The following is a 15,536-nucleotide window of genomic DNA, read 5'->3' on the forward strand; positions in this document are numbered from 1 at the left end:
AGCAGGATTGAGCCATGAGCTCCCATAACGCACTCCTGAAGCACGTAAGCATCGCCGCCGAGGACACGTCCTTGGTGGCGAAGTTCGATATAGACGGAAATATCCCCGGCCAGGGCGCCTACGTGGTGGGGCTCCTGGCCTCAACTCCGGACCATTCCCACCAGCGACGAATGGGGATCGAGTTCATGAACGGGGAGGCCGTGTCCTTCTACTGCTTCAGCCACGACGGGACGGAGGAGAACTTTGACCTCAAGGGCGTGGAGCACTCCGGCAACACCATCACCGGGCACTTTCCGCTCAGCACGATCATGGGCCTGGCCAAGGGCCACCTCATGACGGCGTTCAGCGACTGTGACGGGCGCGATTACCAGGCGAATGTCCCGGTGGAGGAAGCCCTCTAGGCACCGGGACTAGGAGCTGGCTTTGTAGACTTCCAGTTCGAGCGTGATGAACGCGTCGATCATTGCCCGGTAGGTCTTCTCGACGAGGTCGACGTCGATGTCTTTCTGCTCCGCCGTGGCGCGGACGTGTTCAATGACCCGCTCCACGCGCCCGGGGGCCCGCACCTCTGCGCTGTCGGCCTTGAGGGTACCGGCGATCCGGATCAACCGCTCGCGGCGGCCAATCAGCGACACAATCTGCTCATCCACCTCGTCGACGGCCACCCGCACGGCGGCGAGCTGGTCCCGGTCGGCCTTGGCAGCTTTTTCGTCTTGGTGATTTGTGGACATGTGCATGACAGTATCGAAAGATGCAGCCACGAGTCGATCTAATTTCACTGGGTGTCCGCAGTGTTGACGCCTCCCGCAGTTTCTATGTGGATGGCCTGGGCTGGCCCGTCCACCGGGAAGTCCGGGGCGAGGTCCTCTTCATCCAGGCAAATCACGGGCTCATCCTCTCGCTCTGGGACGCAGGGCGGATGCAGGCCGAAGCGGCCACTGATCCCCCGGCCGGCATTCCCTGCATCACCCTGAGCCACAACCTGGCCAGCGGGGCGGAAGTGGACCGGGTGATGGCTGAGGCGCAGACGGCCGGAGCAGAAATCATCGCAGCGCCGATGACCCAGTCCTGGGGCGGTTACACCGGGTACTTCGCCGACCCTGACGGCTACCGCTGGGAGGTCGCGTTCAATCCCGGCTGGGCGGTCGACGGCGGCGGAAATGTGACGCTCTGACGACGCGGGAACGAGATACCCGCCGATGACGAACCGGGGCAGTGGATATCGGACGTCCAGTCACAACCAGCAGAGGCCCCGGCCCTGGACGTGAACAAAGCTGCGCGCCGCACGCGTGAGGCCGTCAGGGAAGCCAAGGCCGCGGTACTGGCGGTCCTCATCGGCGAGCGCCTGAGCATCCGGCACGGCGGCTATTGACGATGTCTTGACGATGTCGTCGCCACACTGAACCGGGCTATCAAGCCAGCGGAAATCCTCGAATCAATCTATGGTTCTCCGCGCCTTGCCTGTGACAGCGCCGGGGGCCTGATCGCCCTCCTGGCGGTCCAACGGCTGGTTGTGGAGGGTGCTGGCCTCAGGGGGCTCCTGCTGGTTTGTCCCAATGCCGATCTGATGCTGTCGCAGCCAGGCGTGCGTCGCCAGCGGCGTTGAAGGCCGCGAACAATCTCCTGCGGCAGTTTTGGAACCGTCATTCGCGACGGCGACCAGTGACCCGCGCCGCAGTGCAGCATCGCTGGCGGCTGCTTCCCGAAATCAAAAAGTAGATACACCCGACGCGCTGCGGCCAAGGGCACTATGACCCTATTGAGCTGCTCGTACGCGCCGCTAACGTGACTTGGAGCACACGGCGGCACGCTATTCGAGCCGGTGTGCAGTGAGCTATGAAACAGCGGTGGTGCCGCGTCCGCCGGCGGCACCCCGCAGCATTCGGAACAACGGAGGATGGTTCCCGGCGGGATCGGAGCCCCTCGTCTTCACCAGCCCGACCAGCTACCGCCGTGCGTCGGCGACTCGCTAAAACAGGCTCCCCACGGGCTGGATGAGTTCCGGCGAGTCATTCTTGACGTTCCCGACGGCGGTGCCGACGGCGTCGATCGTCCAGCCCTCCGCGACGTCGTGGGCCCCGGCCCGGACCAGGTCCACCAGTCCGGCGGCATCGTCGGCCTGCGGGTCCAGCCACGCCTGCATCGTCCCTCGGTCCATCGGCAGCGGCACCCGGTCGTGCAGTGCCGTGAGTTCGGCCAGCATTCCCCCGGCGTAGCCCGCAGGCGGCGAGTCGGTGGTCATAATCGACGTCGAGAGCAGCCAGCGCTCCGGATCATCCTCGGCCTTGGAGGCATCCTTCCACCATTCGTAGAGGCCGGCGAACACAATCGGGCGGCCATCCTTCGGGTGCACGTAATACGGCTGCTTGCCGCGCCCCTCGCCCTTCCACTCGTAATACCCGTCGGCGGGGACCGCGCAGCGCCGGGCGCGGGTGGCCTTCCGGAACGCCGGCTTCTCCAGCACGCTCTCGCTGCGGGCATTGATCATCTTCGAACCGATCCCCGGGTCCTTGGCCCAGGACGGCACCAGTCCCCAGCGCGCAAGGTGAAGCTGCCGGACGGGTTCCCCGTCCACCAGCCGCTCCAGCAGGATTGGCACGTCCGCCGTCGGGGCCACATTCCACGACGGCGGAACAGCGATTTCCACTTCAAGTTCGGCGTCGAACTCGGCCAGCAGGTCTCCGACGGCCCGGGCCATCACGTAACGTCCACACATGGCACCAGCATGCCACCGCGCCATACTGTGCGGGAATAGCGGCCTGCGGGTTACGGTTGTTGCCAATGACGTACGACTTTTGTCGGCAACCCGCGCTGCGTCCCAGCGCCGCCAACCAGCTTGAAGGAGAACTTCGTGGACTTCACTCCCGAATCCGGCACCATCACCATGTTTTCGACCACCTGGTGCGGCTACTGCAACCGCCTGAAGAAGCAGCTGGACGCCCAGGGCATCGGGTACACGGAGATCAACATCGAAGAAGTTGACGGCACCGCAGATCTCGTGGAGAAGCTCAACGGAGGAAACCGCACCGTTCCCACCGTGCTGTTCCCGGACGGCACCGCAGCCACCAACCCCTCCGCGGCCGAGGTCAAGAGCCGCCTCGCGGCCTAAGGCCGCCCTTTTCCGCGATGACGACGACGGCGCGGCCTCCCCGGGGGCGGCGCCGCCCCGCGTTATGCGGCAGAATTTGTGGCGACACCGTCCCGGGACAACGAGATTTGCGGCGAGAACCGCGACACGAGCAGAGGAGCTATTCCCATGGTCCATAAAGTCAAAGGCGTCATAGCCCGCTCCAAGGGAGCCCCGGTCACTCTGGAGACCATCCTGGTCCCCGATCCCGGACCCGGCGAGGCCCTCGTGGACATCCTCACCTGCGGCGTCTGCCACACCGACCTGCACTACAAGCAGGGCGCCATCAGCGACGACTTCCCGTTCCTGCTCGGCCACGAGGCCACCGGGGTCGTCAGTGCCGTCGGTCCCGATGTCACCGAGGTTGCCCCCGGCGACCGTGTGGTGCTGAACTGGCGCGCCGTCTGCGGTGACTGCCGGGCGTGCCGCCGGGGCCAGCCGCAGTACTGCTTCAACACCCACAACGCCACCCAGAAGATGACCCTCGAGGACGGCACCGAACTCTCGCCCGCCCTCGGCATCGGCGCCTTCGCCGAGAAGACCCTCGTCGCCGCCGGCCAGTGCACCAAGGTTGACCCCGAGGCGGACCCGGCCGCGATCGGCCTGCTCGGCTGCGGCGTGATGGCAGGCATCGGCGCCGCCATCAACACCGGCAACGTCCAGCGCGGCGATTCCGTCGCCGTGATTGGCTGCGGTGGCGTGGGCGTGGCGGCCGTTGCCGGCGCCGCGCTCGCCGGCGCCACCACCGTCATCGCCGTCGACATCGACCCGAAGAAGCTCGACCGTGCCAAGGACCTCGGCGCCACCCACACCATCGATTCCTCCGCGGTCGATCCGGTCGAGGCAATCCGCGAACTAACCGGCGGCTTCGGCGCCGACGTGGTGATTGACGCCGTCGGGCGCCCGGAAACGTACCGGCAGGCGTTCTACGCCCGCGACCTGGCCGGCACCGTGGTCCTGGTCGGCGTTCCCAGCCCCGAAATGACCCTGGAGCTGCCGCTGCTGGACGTGTTCGGCCGCGGCGGCTCGCTCAAGTCCTCCTGGTACGGCGACTGCCTTCCCTCGCGCGACTTCCCCATGCTGATCGACCTCTACCGGCTGGGCAAGCTGGACCTGGACGCCTTCGTCACGGAGCGGATCACGATCGACCAGATCGAGGAAGCCTTCGAGAAGATGCACTCCGGCTCGGTGCTCCGCTCGGTGGTCGAGCTGTGAACGCCGGTTCAGTGAGCGGGCTCCGGATCGACCGGCTGGTCACCTCCGGCACGTTCTCGCTCGACGGCGGCACCTGGGACGTCGATAACAACGTCTGGATCGTGGGTAACGACGCGGAATGCATCGTCATCGACCCGGCCCACGACGCCGCCCAAGTCGAGGCCGCCGTCGCCGGCCGCCAGGTTACCGCAATCCTGCTGACCCACGGCCACGATGACCACATCGCCGCCGTCGGCGAGTTCCGCGGCCGTGTCAACGCCCCGGTGTACCTGAACCGGGCGGATTGGATGCTTTGGGAGCGTGTGTTCCCGGGAACCGAACCGGACCGCGCGATCGAGGACGGGGACACGTTCGAGGTCGCCGGCGCACGGCTCGTGGCGCTGCACACGCCGGGACATTCCCCCGGCTCCGTGTGCTTCTCGCTGGAAAGCGAGGGCACCGTCTTCAGCGGCGACACCCTCTTCCAGGGCGGCCCGGGCGCCACCGGACGGTCCTACAGCGACTTCCCCACCATCATCGAGTCGATCCGGACGCGGTTGCTGACGCTCCCGGCGGACACTGTGGTGCGGACCGGTCACGGCGACCCGACGACGGTCGGCGCCGAGGCGCCGCAGCTGGAGGAATGGATCGCCCGGGGCCACTAGGGCAGGGCCCGGTCTCAGCCGAGCAGGCTGCTGAAGTCGCCGTAGTCCAGGGCGGCGTAGCGGGCGTACGTGTCGATCACGGCGGCCTCGATGGCGTCCACGTCCAGGTGCGGGACGAGGTCGTTGACGGCGCCCGCCGTGGCCGGGTCCCAGCCCAGCCCCAGGGCCGCGTAGCTGGCTTCCAGCACCGCACGGATCGGGGCCGAGTTCTCCACCACGATGACCGAGCTGAACAGCCAGCCGCCCGCCACCACCCGCTGGGCGGTGCCGATCAGCTTGAGCTGGTGCTGCGGAAACTCCGGATCCTGGCCGTGGACGCTGAACTCACCCGGGCAGTATTCACCGGGGATTTCCCCCACGGCGGCGTCAACGCCGGCGGTCCGCAGCGCGTGCGCCAGCAGTTCGCCGAAGAGGGAGAACCGCCCCTTCGCCCCGGCGATCGCGTCCGTGTCCGGTTCCAGATGGTCGATCACGAGGGTTCCCTCGTGATAGGCGGCGGCGCGTCCCCCGGCCTTGCGGACCAGCGGTTCGAAGCCCAGACCGCGGCAGGCCCGGGCGGCGGCATCGAAGCCCGGCAGGTGCGTGTCCCGCTGGCCGAAGGCCACCGTGGGCGCCGGCCGATAGAACCGGAGCATGGGTCCCAGCACCCCGGTCTTGACTTTCCCCAGCAGCTCAAGGGCGAGGTCCAGGTCCGCGGCCGCGCCAAGGGAGTGCCCCTGCCGGAAAATGGTCAGCGTCCGCGCTGCGCCTGCGGCCTCCGGCATCTTGTTATGCTCCCTTATGGTCATCTTGCAGTTCCTCGTCGTAGCCGCCGCGTTCGCCGTCATCGATTCCGTCTGGCTCAAGTCGATGAGCAAGTTCTACCGGCGCCATCTGGGCCACCTCATGGCGGACAAGCCCCATCTAGGGTACGCCGTCGCCTTCTACGTCCTGTACATCGCGGGGATTGTCTTCTTCGCCCTCCGGCCCGCGCTCGACGGCGGCAGCTGGCTCACGGCGCTCGGTTACGGCGCCGCGCTGGGAACCTTCGCCTACGCCACCTACGACCTCACCAACGCCGCAACCCTGAAGAACTGGCCGCTCGTCATCGTGGTGGCGGACATCGCCTGGGGCGCAGTGCTCACCGGCCTGGCCACGGTGGTCGGCTGGCTGGTCTTCCACTAGGGACCACGCCTCCAGACGGCTCATGGCTGAGCTTTCTCCGGCTCCGCATCAAGGAACTCAAGGCTACGGCCCTATTCTCCCCAGTGCCGAAGCCGGGTGAGGTCACCCGGCGGGGATGAGGCGCCGCACCTCTCCGGGGCACAGACTGGAGCTGCTGCGGTCCGTCGGATCGCCTATTACCCCAATGAGAACGGAGGTCATCAGCATGGCTGAGACATTGGATGATCTAGGTCCGGTGGACTGGCTCGTCGTGGAGTTCCCCGGTCCCGACTTCGGCAAGGGTCAGATCGCCCCGTTTCTGGAGGACCTGGTCAAGCGTGACCTCATCAGGGTCCTCGACATGGTGTTCCTGAGGAAGAACGAGGACGGCACGCTCGAGACGGCGGAGATCTCCGACCTCGATGCGAGCGAGCTCGGCGAGGTGCGCATGGCCGAGGCCGACCTGGCCATGGTGCTCTCGGAGCAGGACGTCATGGACCTGGCCGAGACGATCGCGCCCGGCCATTCCGCCGCGGTGCTCGTCTGGGAGAACCAGTGGGCGGCCCCGTTCGGCGCAGCCGTCCGCAAGGCCGGCGGCCAGCTCGTGGCCAGCGGCCGAATCCCGACGCAGGCCGTCATCGCCGCCTTTGAGGCCGACGCCGAAGCCGACGCCCAGTCGCCCGAAGCAATGAAGGAAGGAATCTGACATGCCACTCGCAGCACGACGCAGGCGCCGGACCGCCGCCGCCGTCGGCGGGGCAATTGTCGTCGCCCACGGGATTAACCGTCGCGGCGACCGCCGGGACGACCGCCGGGACGACCGCCAGGACGACCGCGGCGACCGGCGGGACGACCGTCGCGACTGACTCCCGCGGCTTAGCCGGCTCGCCGGCACCCTCAAGTGCGCATGACCCTCCTGGGGTCATGCGCACCGCCATTTGGGACTCACGGACTTAGGACTTCCGGAGCGTCAGGATCTGCTCGGCGCGGCCGAACGGGCCGGTGAGGTCATGCAGCACGGTGGAAGTCAGGCCGATCCCGTCCGTGCCGAAGGAGACCTCGTTGTCCAGCCCCAGCCACTCCCCTTCGGGCCTCCGGTACATGTGGACCTGGAGGTCCAGATTGGGGAACGCGTAACTGCCCTCGCCCGGCGGGACGCGGGCGGCGATCCCGTTGGCGGTGTCCACCAGGCCGACCAGCCGGGCGAGATCGCTACTGTCCTTCCGGTCCGTCAACGGATGTTCCGTGTGCAGCCAGACGGTGCCCGACCCGGCACGGTGCCCGTCGGCAATCCGCATTTCCAGTGACGCGATGTAGCCGCCCGGCCAGATGTTGGCCGCGTCGTACGGTTTGCAGTCCTCCGGCGCGGGAATCCTGGGATCCTCAAAGGCGGCGACGGCCGTCGTGTCGGACATGATCATCCGCCAGGCCGTCGCGCGGATGGCAACCCGCCCCTCCGCGATCAGCTCGGCCTGCACCAGTTCGATCGTCCGGCCCGGACGCAGCGTAGTGGTGACGACTTCGAACTCGCCGCCAGGAATCAGGCCAAGAATCTCGTAGCTCAGGCGCGCCATCCGCATGTCCTCGCGCGGCTCATGCCGGTCCAGGCAGTCGGCCATGATGCCGGAGGCGGGAGCCATGTGCTGTTCGTGCTCGTTCCAGGCGCCTTGGGCGTGGATGGTGGAGCGGAAACGCCCGCCGCCGAGCACCTCGTAGTAGAAGTCGCCCTCGGCAAGCACCGGTAGTTCAGCAGTCAACGTCTGCCCTTTCGCGTGGCTGGTAATTCCCGAACACACTATCGCTTTCACAGCTCACGCTGTGCCTGGCCTCACGGCCCGCATAAGTCCGGCGCCTGGAAATGCATGACTCCAGACAAAAGGACACCGACAAAGCGCGGCCGGGTGCGGCGCGCCGTCCTGGCCGGAGCCCTGGCCCTGACCCTCTCGGCCGGCGGCGCCACCGCCTGGGCACTGGACCGCTTCGTCGTCGAACATGTCGAGATTTCCGACGTCGCAGCCTACGAGGCAAGCCAGGGCGCAACGTCCGGAACCAACTCCACGACGGACTCCTCCACAGCTTCCACAGCACAGACCACGGACAGTTCCTACACCTCGGACGATTCCGCCATCAGCATTTCCAAAGTCGCCACCGGCAGCGGCGACAACACCGTCACCTGCTACGTGGCCGACGTCGTCCTCACGGACGCGACCGTGCTGCAGTCCGCCTTCACCGTCAAGGTCTACGACGAGACCGGCACCACGGCCGCCCAACTCGTGGCCGGCGGCGTCTGGAACACGCTGTCGTTCGGGGCCGGCCGTGCTGGCGCGAGGCGAGGTCGCGGACGGCATCGAGGACGTGGAAGTGGACACCAACGTCGGCAACCACTCGATCCAGGGCGAGCAGCCCCGGACCGCCGTCGGCATCATCGGAACCAACCACCTGGTCTTCGTCGTCGTCGACGGGCGCAGCCCCGGCTACAGCGCCGGCGTCACCATGACCGGGCTTGCGGAAATCATGCAGGGCCTGGGCGCCAGCACCGCGTATAACCTCGACGGCGGCGGGTCCTCCACCATGTATTTCAACGGCGAAGTCGTCAACAACCCGCTGGGCCAGAACAAGGAACGCGGCACCTCCGACATCCTGTACATCGGGCAGTGAGGCGAAGCCATGATCATCCTGATCCCGGCCTATAAGCCGGACGGACAGCTGCTTAAACTCATCGCTTCGGTCGCCGCAGCGGACCCCAAACCCACCGTTGTGGTGGTGGACGACGGCAGCGGACCGGACTTCCGGCAGGTGTTCGACGACGCCTCCCGGCTTGGGAGCACCGTCATCGGCTTTCCGGCCAACCGGGGCAAGGGACATGCGCTGAAGACAGGCTTCGCCTTCATCGCCGCCGCTTTCCCCGGCCGGGACGTGGTCTGCGCCGACAGCGACGGACAGCACCGGGTGCAGGACATTCTTCGCGTTGCCGGGCGGCTGCCGGCCGCGTCCGACGCAATGGTCCTGGGCAGCCGGAATTTCAGCGGCGACGTTCCGGCGCCCAGTCGGGTCGGCAACACGGCAACACGGTGGCTGTTCCGGCTGGCCACCGGAGAAAACATCCCGGACACGCAGACCGGCCTGCGGGGCTATCCGGCGGCCATGCTTCCCTGGCTCACCGGCGTCCCCGGCGAGCGCTACGAGTACGGGCTCAACCTGCTGCTCGAAGCCAGGCGGGCCGGCTACCTCATCCGGACAGTCGGCATCGCCACCGTCTACCTGGACCACAACACGGGTTCGCGCTTCCGGCCCCTCGCCGACTCCGCGCGGATCTATGCACCCCTGCTGAAGTTCCTGGCGTCGTCCCTGGCCGCTTTCGTCGTCGATACGGGCGTTTTCCTGGTCCTGCTGGGCGCCACCGGCTCGGTCCTGTTCGCCGTCGTGGCGGCGCGGGGTCTCAGCTCGGCAGTGAACTTTAGCGGTGCCGCCCCTTCCCGCCAAGCTCATGGTGGAAGCGGCACTGCTCGCCGTGAGCTTCTCCGTCCAGCAGCGGTTCCTCTTCAGCCGGAAACCGTCCACCACCGCAGCCGCCGGAACCCCGGCCACCTCCGGCACTGCCGACGCAACAAACGCGACTCATATTCCAGCCATGGTCCCGCCACAGTTCCCGCACAGCCTTGCCGGGAATCGTAGAGACCAATCCACCCACTGATTCCGGAGTACCCCATGACACCCCTAGTTCTTATCGCCGCCGACCTGGCCGCCATCACCGTACTGACGTTCGCCCTGTACCTGCGCCGGCACCGGCGCCGCGACCTCGTGGTGTCCTACCTCGGCATGAACGTCGGCGTCATGGCCGTGGCAGTCGCGCTCTCCGGCTCGGCCGCCGGCATCGGCCTCGGCCTGGGCCTCTTCGGTGTCCTCTCCATCATCAGGCTCCGCTCCACGGAGTTGGCCCAGCACGAGGTGGCCTATTACTTCTCCGCCCTGGCCCTGGGTCTCATTGCGGGACTGGGGATCGAGCCGGTGTGGCTGCCGCTGGCACTGATGGCCCTGATCCTGCTGGTGATGTTCGTGGGCGACCACCCCCGGGTCCTGCCGGCGTACCGCCACCAGACGGTGATCCTGGACCGTGCCATCGCCGGGGACAGCGAACTGCATGCCCGCCTTGAGGAGGTCCTCCACGGCACCGTCCACTCGGCCACCGTGCAGGAACTGGACCTCGTCAATGACAAAACGATCGTCGACGTCCGGTACGCCTACCGCACGGCGGGCGCCCCCTTCGGGCCCGCCCGCACCGAATCCTCGGCGGCAGAATCCCGGCGGGAGCTGCCCCGGCAGGATCAGCCGGCCCCGGCCGGAGCAGGTGCGGCATGAGCGCCGCCGGCGCAGACGCCGGCTCGAACGGCCTCGCAGCCGGCCTCCGGCCCCTGCCGGTGGTGGGGCTGGAGGAGCTGAACACCGCAGCGGCCCTGCAGACCCGGGTGGACCGCAAATACGTGATCCCCGTCCTGCAGGCCAAGCGGCTCTTCGCCTCGCTGGACGCCGATGCCCGGGTCCTGGAGATAGACGGGCTGCGGACCTTCGACTACGACTCGGTGTACTTCGATACCCCCCCAACGGGAAAGTTATCTGCTGGCCGCCAGAGGCCGGCGCCGGCGCTTCAAGATCCGCACCCGCACCTACCTCGACAGCGAGGCAAGCTTCCTGGAGGTCAAGACCGAAGGCGGCCGCGAGGCCACCGTGAAGGAACGCATCCCCTACCACCCGGCGGACCGGAGCCGGATCACCGCCGAAGGCCTGGCCTACGTCAACGAGACGCTCGCCGCCGCCGTCGGAGCGGTCCCGGCCGGCCCCCTGGACCCCGTGCTCGAGACCCGGTACCGCCGCACCACGCTGTTCCTGCCGGGATCCGGCAGCCGGGCGACCATCGATGAGGGCGTCACCTGGCAGCGACCGGGACAAAATCCCTGGCTCCTGGACCGTTCCATCGTGCTGGAGACCAAGTCGGGCTCGGCCCCGGGCGCGCTGGACCGGCATCTCTGGGCCAACGGCATCAGGCCCAGCCGCATTTCCAAGTTCGCCACCGGCATGGCGGCCCTGTGCCCGGAGCTTCCGGCCAACCGCTGGCACAGCACACTGGGCCGAAGCCTTCATCTCATCCCGGCACCACCAGGCTGACCGCACCCCCGGCTCCCGCACTATTTCCCCCGCACGTGCGCAGAAACGCACGTCAGCAGAACAGGACCACACCATGAACAAGCTCCGCAGCTCCTTCTCCATCGCCGCGCTGGCGCTCGCCGTCTCCCTGACCGGCTGCTCAGTCGCCGGCACCGCCGCGTCCACCGGCCAGGGGGGGTAGACGTCGGCAGCGGGCACGCAGCCCCGGACGGCCGCCTCCGTGGAGCAGGACACCCACTTCGACTCCGACGACCTCAGCTGGGATCCTGCCGGGGAGGTCGCGGTGACGCTCGCGGACGGTGCCAGCACGGTGGAGGGCGGCCCGGCGTCGGGCGCTGTCATAGTCGACGGCGGCACGGTCACCATCAGCGCCGCCGGCACCTACCGGCTGACAGGCACGCTCACCGACGGCCAGGTGCTCGTCGCCACCGGTGAGGAAGACGTGGTGCGCATCATCCTGGACGGTGTGGACCTCAGCAACTCCGCGGGTTCCCCGTTCGTGGTCCAAAGCGCCAACGAGGCCCTGGTCTACCTCGCGGACGGCAGCACCAATTCCCTGCAGGATGCTGCCGGCTACGCGGACCAGGCCGAGGATTCCCCCAACGCCGCGCTCTACTCCCTGGCTGACCTGACCATCGCCGGCGGCGGCTCCCTGACGGTCAACGGCCAGTACAACGACGGCATCGTCTCCAAGGACGGCCTCGTGCTGGCCGCCGGCAATGTAACCGTAAACGCGGCGGACGACGGCATCCGGGGCAAGGACTACACCGTCCTGCTGGACGGCGCCTACAGCGTCACCGCCGGCGGTGACGGGGTAAAAGCTGACAACGAGACGGACGAGGACCGCGGCTGGCTCCTGGTCAGCGGAGGAACGCTGGCCGTCAGCGCCGGCGACGACGGGGTCGAGGCCTTCAGCCAGCTGACCGTCGCTGGCGGCACCGTCACCGTGGACCAATCCAACGAGGGACTCGAAGCGGCCCACATCGCCGTCAGCGGCGGCACGGTGAACGTCACCGCCACCGACGACGGCGTCAACGCGTCCGGCGGCAGCTCCGGCACCGGCACCCTGGCAGGCGGGATGGGCGGCGGAATGGGCGGCGGAATGGGCGGCGGCGAAACCGTCGGCGACTATTCCGTTGACATCAGCGGCGGCACCCTGACCATCAATTCACAGGGCGACGGGCTGGACTCCAACGGCAACGCCACCATCTCCGGCGGCACCGTCGTCGTGAACGGGCCCAGCAACGACGGCAACGGCGCGCTGGACGTCAACGGGGAACTCGCCGTCACCGGGGGCACGGTCGCGGCGGCCGGCAGCGCGGGTATGGCGGTGACGCCGGGCTCGTCGTCGACGCAGTCCGGCGTCCAGCTGACCTTCGGCACGGCGGTCGCGGCCGGAACCACCATCCAACTGGCAGACTCCGGCGGAAACCTGGTGGCAACCTTCGTGGCAGCCAAGAAGACCGCCTCGGTCGTCTACTCATCGTCCGCGATAACGGCCGGCGAGGACTACACCGTCTACACCGGGGGGAAGGCCCAGGTCGCTGCGGGCCTCGGCAACGGAACGCTGGACGGCGCCCGGCAGCAGGGCAGCGTCACCGCCGGCGAGTACACGGCGGCGCGGGGTCCCGGCGGCCGCTGAGCACGCCGGTGCGGCCGCTGTCCGCGATGACCGCGCGTTCCCGGGGTGATCTCAGGGCCAGCCCGTTGATTCCGACCCTCCGTGCCGGACCCGCGGTCTCAGTTCTCACCGGATTCGCCGGACTGGGTAGACTCGGAATCAGACTTTCCGCGACTACCCACCGAAGAGGTGCTCCCCTGATTCGAGTCATCAGCTACAACCTGCGTAAGCACCATGCCAGCGGTGAACTGGTGGATCTGGCCCGGGATTTTGAGGTCGATGCCCTGTGCCTCCAGGAGTGCGATACTAACGATATTCCGGACACCATCGGCGATCTGCACCTTGCCGACGCCACCAAGGGCAACCGGCTGGGCCTGGCGATCTACTACCGCATGGACCGGTTCACCGCCTACGAAACCAAGACGTTCGCCCTCAAGAAGTCGCTGCACGACCACGTCCTGTCCCCCGCCCACGAGCGGCTCATCGGCACCCGGGTGGTCGACAATGAAACGGACCATGACCTGGTCATCGCTTCCTTCCACGCGGCCCCCCTCACGGCGTCGAACTCGTTGCGCAGGAACCAGATCCACGCCGCGCATGCGGAATTGCTGAGCATGGGCGGCGGCCTCATGTCCCTGATGGTCGGTGACTTTAACTATCCGTTCTTCACCAAGTACCTCACGGCACAGATGAAGGACGCCGGCTACGACCTGACCCTCAGCGACCGCCGCACCTACACGCGGTACAAGGTGTTCAAGGGCCATTTCGACTTCGCCACCTCGCAGGGCCTCAACATCGAGAGCGTCGAAACCCTGCCGCGTGGCGCCTCCGACCACCTTCCCATCCTCATTTCGGCGGAGTACGGCCAGGACGCTCCGGCGGCCGGCGGCTCCGCGGCCCCTGCTGCGTAGCCAGGGGCCACCGTGCGGGGAACGCGGGCACTAAAAGTCCCGCCCGGCCTGGGAATGCTGCGGGTCTATGAGCGTCCCTGGCTGAAATCCGATCTCGCCGCCGGCGCCGCCCTCAGCGCGTTCCTGATTCCGGCCGGCATGGCGTACGCCGAAGCCGCCGGACTGCCCGCCGTCACGGGGCTGTACGCTTCCATCATCCCCTTGCTCGCTTACGCCGTCTTCGGACCATCCCGGGTCCTGATCATCGGTCCGGATTCCAGCCTTGCCCCGATGATCGCCGCGGCCATCCTGCCGCTCGCCAGCAAGGATCCGGACCAGGCTGTGGCCCTCGCGGGCGTTTTGGCGCTAATGATCGGCGGGCTGCTCCTAGCCGGCCGGGTCTTCAAATTGGGATTCGTCACCGGGCTGCTGTCCAAACCCATCCGCGTGGGATACCTCAACGGAATCGCCCTTGCCATCATGATCAGCCAGTTGCCCAAACTCCTCGGCATCCCGGCCACGGGCGGCTCGCTGATCACCGGCGCCAGAGGCACCGCCCAGGCTGTGGCCCAGGGCGAGACGAATTCTCTCGCTTTGCTGTTCGGAGTGGGCACCATCGCCGTCATTGTCGCCTGCCGCTTCCTGCCGTGGAAACTCCCCGGAGTGCTGATCGCCGTCGTGGCAGCCACGGCGCTCACGGCTGTCCTGGATCTCACCACGGCTCTCCCCACAGTGGGCGCGTTGCCCCGCGGCCTGCCGGCGCCCGCGCTCGGCGGCGTCAGCGTCGAGGATGCCCTCGCCCTGATCGGCCCGGCGGCCGGCATCGCACTGATTGCCTTTGCGGATACCTCCGTGCTCTCCAAGAGCCTCGCCGCCCGGCGGGGCGGGCAGGTGGACGGCAATCAGGAAATGGGTGCCCTCGGAGTGGCGAACGTGGCCAGCGGACTCTTTGGCGGATTTCCGATTTCGGGCAGCACCTCGCGCACGCCCATCGCCCTCGAAGCCGGTGCCAAGAGCCCGCTGGGCGGAGTCGTTGCAGCTCTCCTCGTGGTGCTGTTCATGATTCTGGCGCCGGGGGTAACGACGTTCCTGCCCTCCAGCGTGCTGGCCGGCGTCGTGATTGTTGCGGCGGCGTCAATCCTTGACGTGAAGACGCTCTTGCGCTTGCTCAGGATGAGCCGGACCGAGGCCGCCTTGCTGGTTGCCACCTTCCTGGGCGTCGCGTTCGTGGGCGTACTCGAAGGCATCGTGGTCGCCATTGGCCTGTCCCTGATCGCCTTTGTGCTCCGCGCCCTGGATCCCTACCGCACCGAACTGGGCAGCGTGGGAGACGTTCCCGGCTACCACGACCTGAGCCGGCACCCCGAGGGCCAGCGTGTCCCCGGACTCGTGATCGCCCGCTTCGACGCCCCGCTGTTCTTCGCCAACGGCGCCGTCTTCACCGACCACCTCAGGACCCTCGTCACCCGCGCCCCGGAACCGGTGCGGTGGGTGATCGTGGCATCAGAGGCCATCACCGGCCTGGACACCACCGCACTGGACGACCTCGTGGCGCTCGACGATGAACTGGCGAAACGCGGCATCAGTCTCGTCTTCGCCGAAATGAAGGGACCCATCAAGGACCGCCTGATCCGGTTCGGCGTCAGCAGCCGGTTTGGCCCGGACCATTTTTTCCCCACCGTCAACAACGCGGTGAGGCACTACAAGAAGACCTTCGACCTGGAGTAGCAGCG

At 67.6% G+C, this 15,536-nt stretch carries 18 protein-coding genes and 1 pseudogene; 15 read left to right on the plus strand and 4 right to left on the minus strand.

All coding sequences use genetic code 11. The annotated features are described in order from the left end of the window. Positions 1-14 precede the first annotated feature (14 nt). Positions 15-401, plus strand: coding sequence for a hypothetical protein (locus J2X01_RS01180; RefSeq protein WP_310049796.1), 387 nt, complete (start codon positions 15-17; stop codon positions 399-401). 9 nt (positions 402-410) lie between these two features. Here J2X01_RS01180 and J2X01_RS01185 read toward each other — a convergent pair whose 3' ends face one another. Next, the gene (locus tag J2X01_RS01185) at positions 411-737 is read right to left on the minus strand and encodes a chorismate mutase (protein ID WP_310050191.1); all 327 of its coding nucleotides are present in this window, start codon (positions 735-737) and stop codon (positions 411-413) included. Between the two features lie 14 nt (positions 738-751). On the opposite strand from J2X01_RS01185, the gene J2X01_RS01190 reads away from it, so the two are divergent. Further along, positions 752-1,174 (plus strand): VOC family protein, encoded by a 423-nt coding sequence (locus tag J2X01_RS01190; protein WP_310049799.1) that lies wholly within the window; start codon positions 752-754, stop codon positions 1,172-1,174. Between the two features lie 795 nt (positions 1,175-1,969). Here J2X01_RS01190 and J2X01_RS01195 read toward each other — a convergent pair. Next, positions 1,970-2,716, minus strand: a complete 747-nt coding sequence (locus J2X01_RS01195) for an SOS response-associated peptidase (protein ID WP_310049800.1) — start codon at positions 2,714-2,716, stop codon at positions 1,970-1,972. Between the two features lie 135 nt (positions 2,717-2,851). Between J2X01_RS01195 and J2X01_RS01200 the strand changes: the two genes are divergently transcribed. The 3 genes from J2X01_RS01200 to J2X01_RS01210 all read left to right on the plus strand — a co-directional run bounded on the left by J2X01_RS01200 (position 2,852) and on the right by J2X01_RS01210 (position 4,986). Next, positions 2,852-3,109 carry a mycoredoxin gene (locus J2X01_RS01200; RefSeq protein WP_056429693.1) on the plus strand — a complete coding sequence of 86 codons (258 nt, stop codon included), beginning with the start codon at positions 2,852-2,854 and terminating at the stop codon, positions 3,107-3,109. Between the two features lie 147 nt (positions 3,110-3,256). Beyond that, positions 3,257-4,342, plus strand: coding sequence for an S-(hydroxymethyl)mycothiol dehydrogenase (locus J2X01_RS01205; RefSeq protein ID WP_310049803.1), 1,086 nt, complete (start codon positions 3,257-3,259; stop codon positions 4,340-4,342). Positions 4,343-4,353: 11 nt separating this feature from the next. Beyond that, positions 4,354-4,986 (plus strand): MBL fold metallo-hydrolase, encoded by a 633-nt coding sequence (locus tag J2X01_RS01210; protein ID WP_310049806.1) that lies wholly within the window; start codon positions 4,354-4,356, stop codon positions 4,984-4,986. Between the two features lie 14 nt (positions 4,987-5,000). Here the strand turns inward: J2X01_RS01210 and J2X01_RS01215 are convergent, their stop codons facing one another. Beyond that, complete coding sequence (locus tag J2X01_RS01215; protein ID WP_374724902.1) at positions 5,001-5,774, minus strand: lipoate--protein ligase family protein; 774 nt, start codon at positions 5,772-5,774, stop codon at positions 5,001-5,003. Here J2X01_RS01215 and J2X01_RS01220 point away from each other — a divergent pair. The 3 genes from J2X01_RS01220 to J2X01_RS01230 all read left to right on the plus strand — a co-directional run bounded on the left by J2X01_RS01220 (position 5,767) and on the right by J2X01_RS01230 (position 6,995). Then, complete coding sequence (locus J2X01_RS01220) at positions 5,767-6,150, plus strand: DUF2177 family protein (protein WP_310049809.1); 384 nt, start codon at positions 5,767-5,769, stop codon at positions 6,148-6,150. The genes J2X01_RS01215 and J2X01_RS01220 overlap by 8 nt on opposite strands. Positions 6,151-6,355: 205 nt before the next feature. Further along, on the plus strand, positions 6,356-6,835 hold the full coding sequence (locus J2X01_RS01225) for a DUF6325 family protein (protein WP_310049812.1): 480 nt from the start codon (positions 6,356-6,358) through the stop codon (positions 6,833-6,835). A 1-nt stretch (position 6,836) separates the two neighbouring features. Beyond that, positions 6,837-6,995, plus strand: coding sequence for a hypothetical protein (locus J2X01_RS01230; RefSeq protein ID WP_310049814.1), 159 nt, complete (start codon positions 6,837-6,839; stop codon positions 6,993-6,995). Positions 6,996-7,082: 87 nt separating this feature from the next. Here the strand turns inward: J2X01_RS01230 and J2X01_RS01235 are convergent, their stop codons facing one another. Beyond that, positions 7,083-7,886 (minus strand): thioesterase family protein, encoded by an 804-nt coding sequence (locus J2X01_RS01235; protein ID WP_310049816.1) that lies wholly within the window; start codon positions 7,884-7,886, stop codon positions 7,083-7,085. Between the two features lie 105 nt (positions 7,887-7,991). Here J2X01_RS01235 and J2X01_RS22115 point away from each other — a divergent pair. The 7 genes and pseudogenes from J2X01_RS22115 to J2X01_RS01270 all read left to right on the plus strand — a co-directional run bounded on the left by J2X01_RS22115 (position 7,992) and on the right by J2X01_RS01270 (position 15,531). Continuing rightward, a pseudogene (locus tag J2X01_RS22115) lies at positions 7,992-8,787 on the plus strand (phosphodiester glycosidase family protein). 9 nt (positions 8,788-8,796) lie between these two features. Continuing rightward, the gene (locus J2X01_RS01245) at positions 8,797-9,804 is read left to right on the plus strand and encodes a glycosyltransferase (protein ID WP_310049818.1); all 1,008 of its coding nucleotides are present in this window, start codon (positions 8,797-8,799) and stop codon (positions 9,802-9,804) included. Positions 9,805-9,837: 33 nt separating this feature from the next. Then, positions 9,838-10,488 (plus strand): DUF4956 domain-containing protein, encoded by a 651-nt coding sequence (locus tag J2X01_RS01250; protein WP_310049820.1) that lies wholly within the window; start codon positions 9,838-9,840, stop codon positions 10,486-10,488. Between the two features lie 291 nt (positions 10,489-10,779). Next, positions 10,780-11,292: a VTC domain-containing protein gene (locus J2X01_RS01255; protein ID WP_310050196.1), complete on the plus strand. Its 513-nt coding sequence runs from the start codon at positions 10,780-10,782 to the stop codon at positions 11,290-11,292. Between the two features lie 220 nt (positions 11,293-11,512). Beyond that, complete coding sequence (locus J2X01_RS01260; protein WP_310049823.1) at positions 11,513-12,934, plus strand: carbohydrate-binding domain-containing protein; 1,422 nt, start codon at positions 11,513-11,515, stop codon at positions 12,932-12,934. 179 nt (positions 12,935-13,113) lie between these two features. After that, positions 13,114-13,824 carry an endonuclease/exonuclease/phosphatase family protein gene (locus J2X01_RS01265; protein ID WP_310050198.1) on the plus strand — a complete coding sequence of 237 codons (711 nt, stop codon included), beginning with the start codon at positions 13,114-13,116 and terminating at the stop codon, positions 13,822-13,824. A 12-nt stretch (positions 13,825-13,836) separates the two neighbouring features. Continuing rightward, the gene (locus J2X01_RS01270) at positions 13,837-15,531 is read left to right on the plus strand and encodes a SulP family inorganic anion transporter (RefSeq protein ID WP_310049825.1); all 1,695 of its coding nucleotides are present in this window, start codon (positions 13,837-13,839) and stop codon (positions 15,529-15,531) included. Positions 15,532-15,536: the final 5 nt, after the last annotated feature.

The organism is Arthrobacter ginsengisoli, from assembly GCF_031456935.1.
In the GTDB taxonomy this organism is placed as follows: Bacteria; Actinomycetota; Actinomycetes; order Actinomycetales; family Micrococcaceae; genus Arthrobacter; species Arthrobacter ginsengisoli.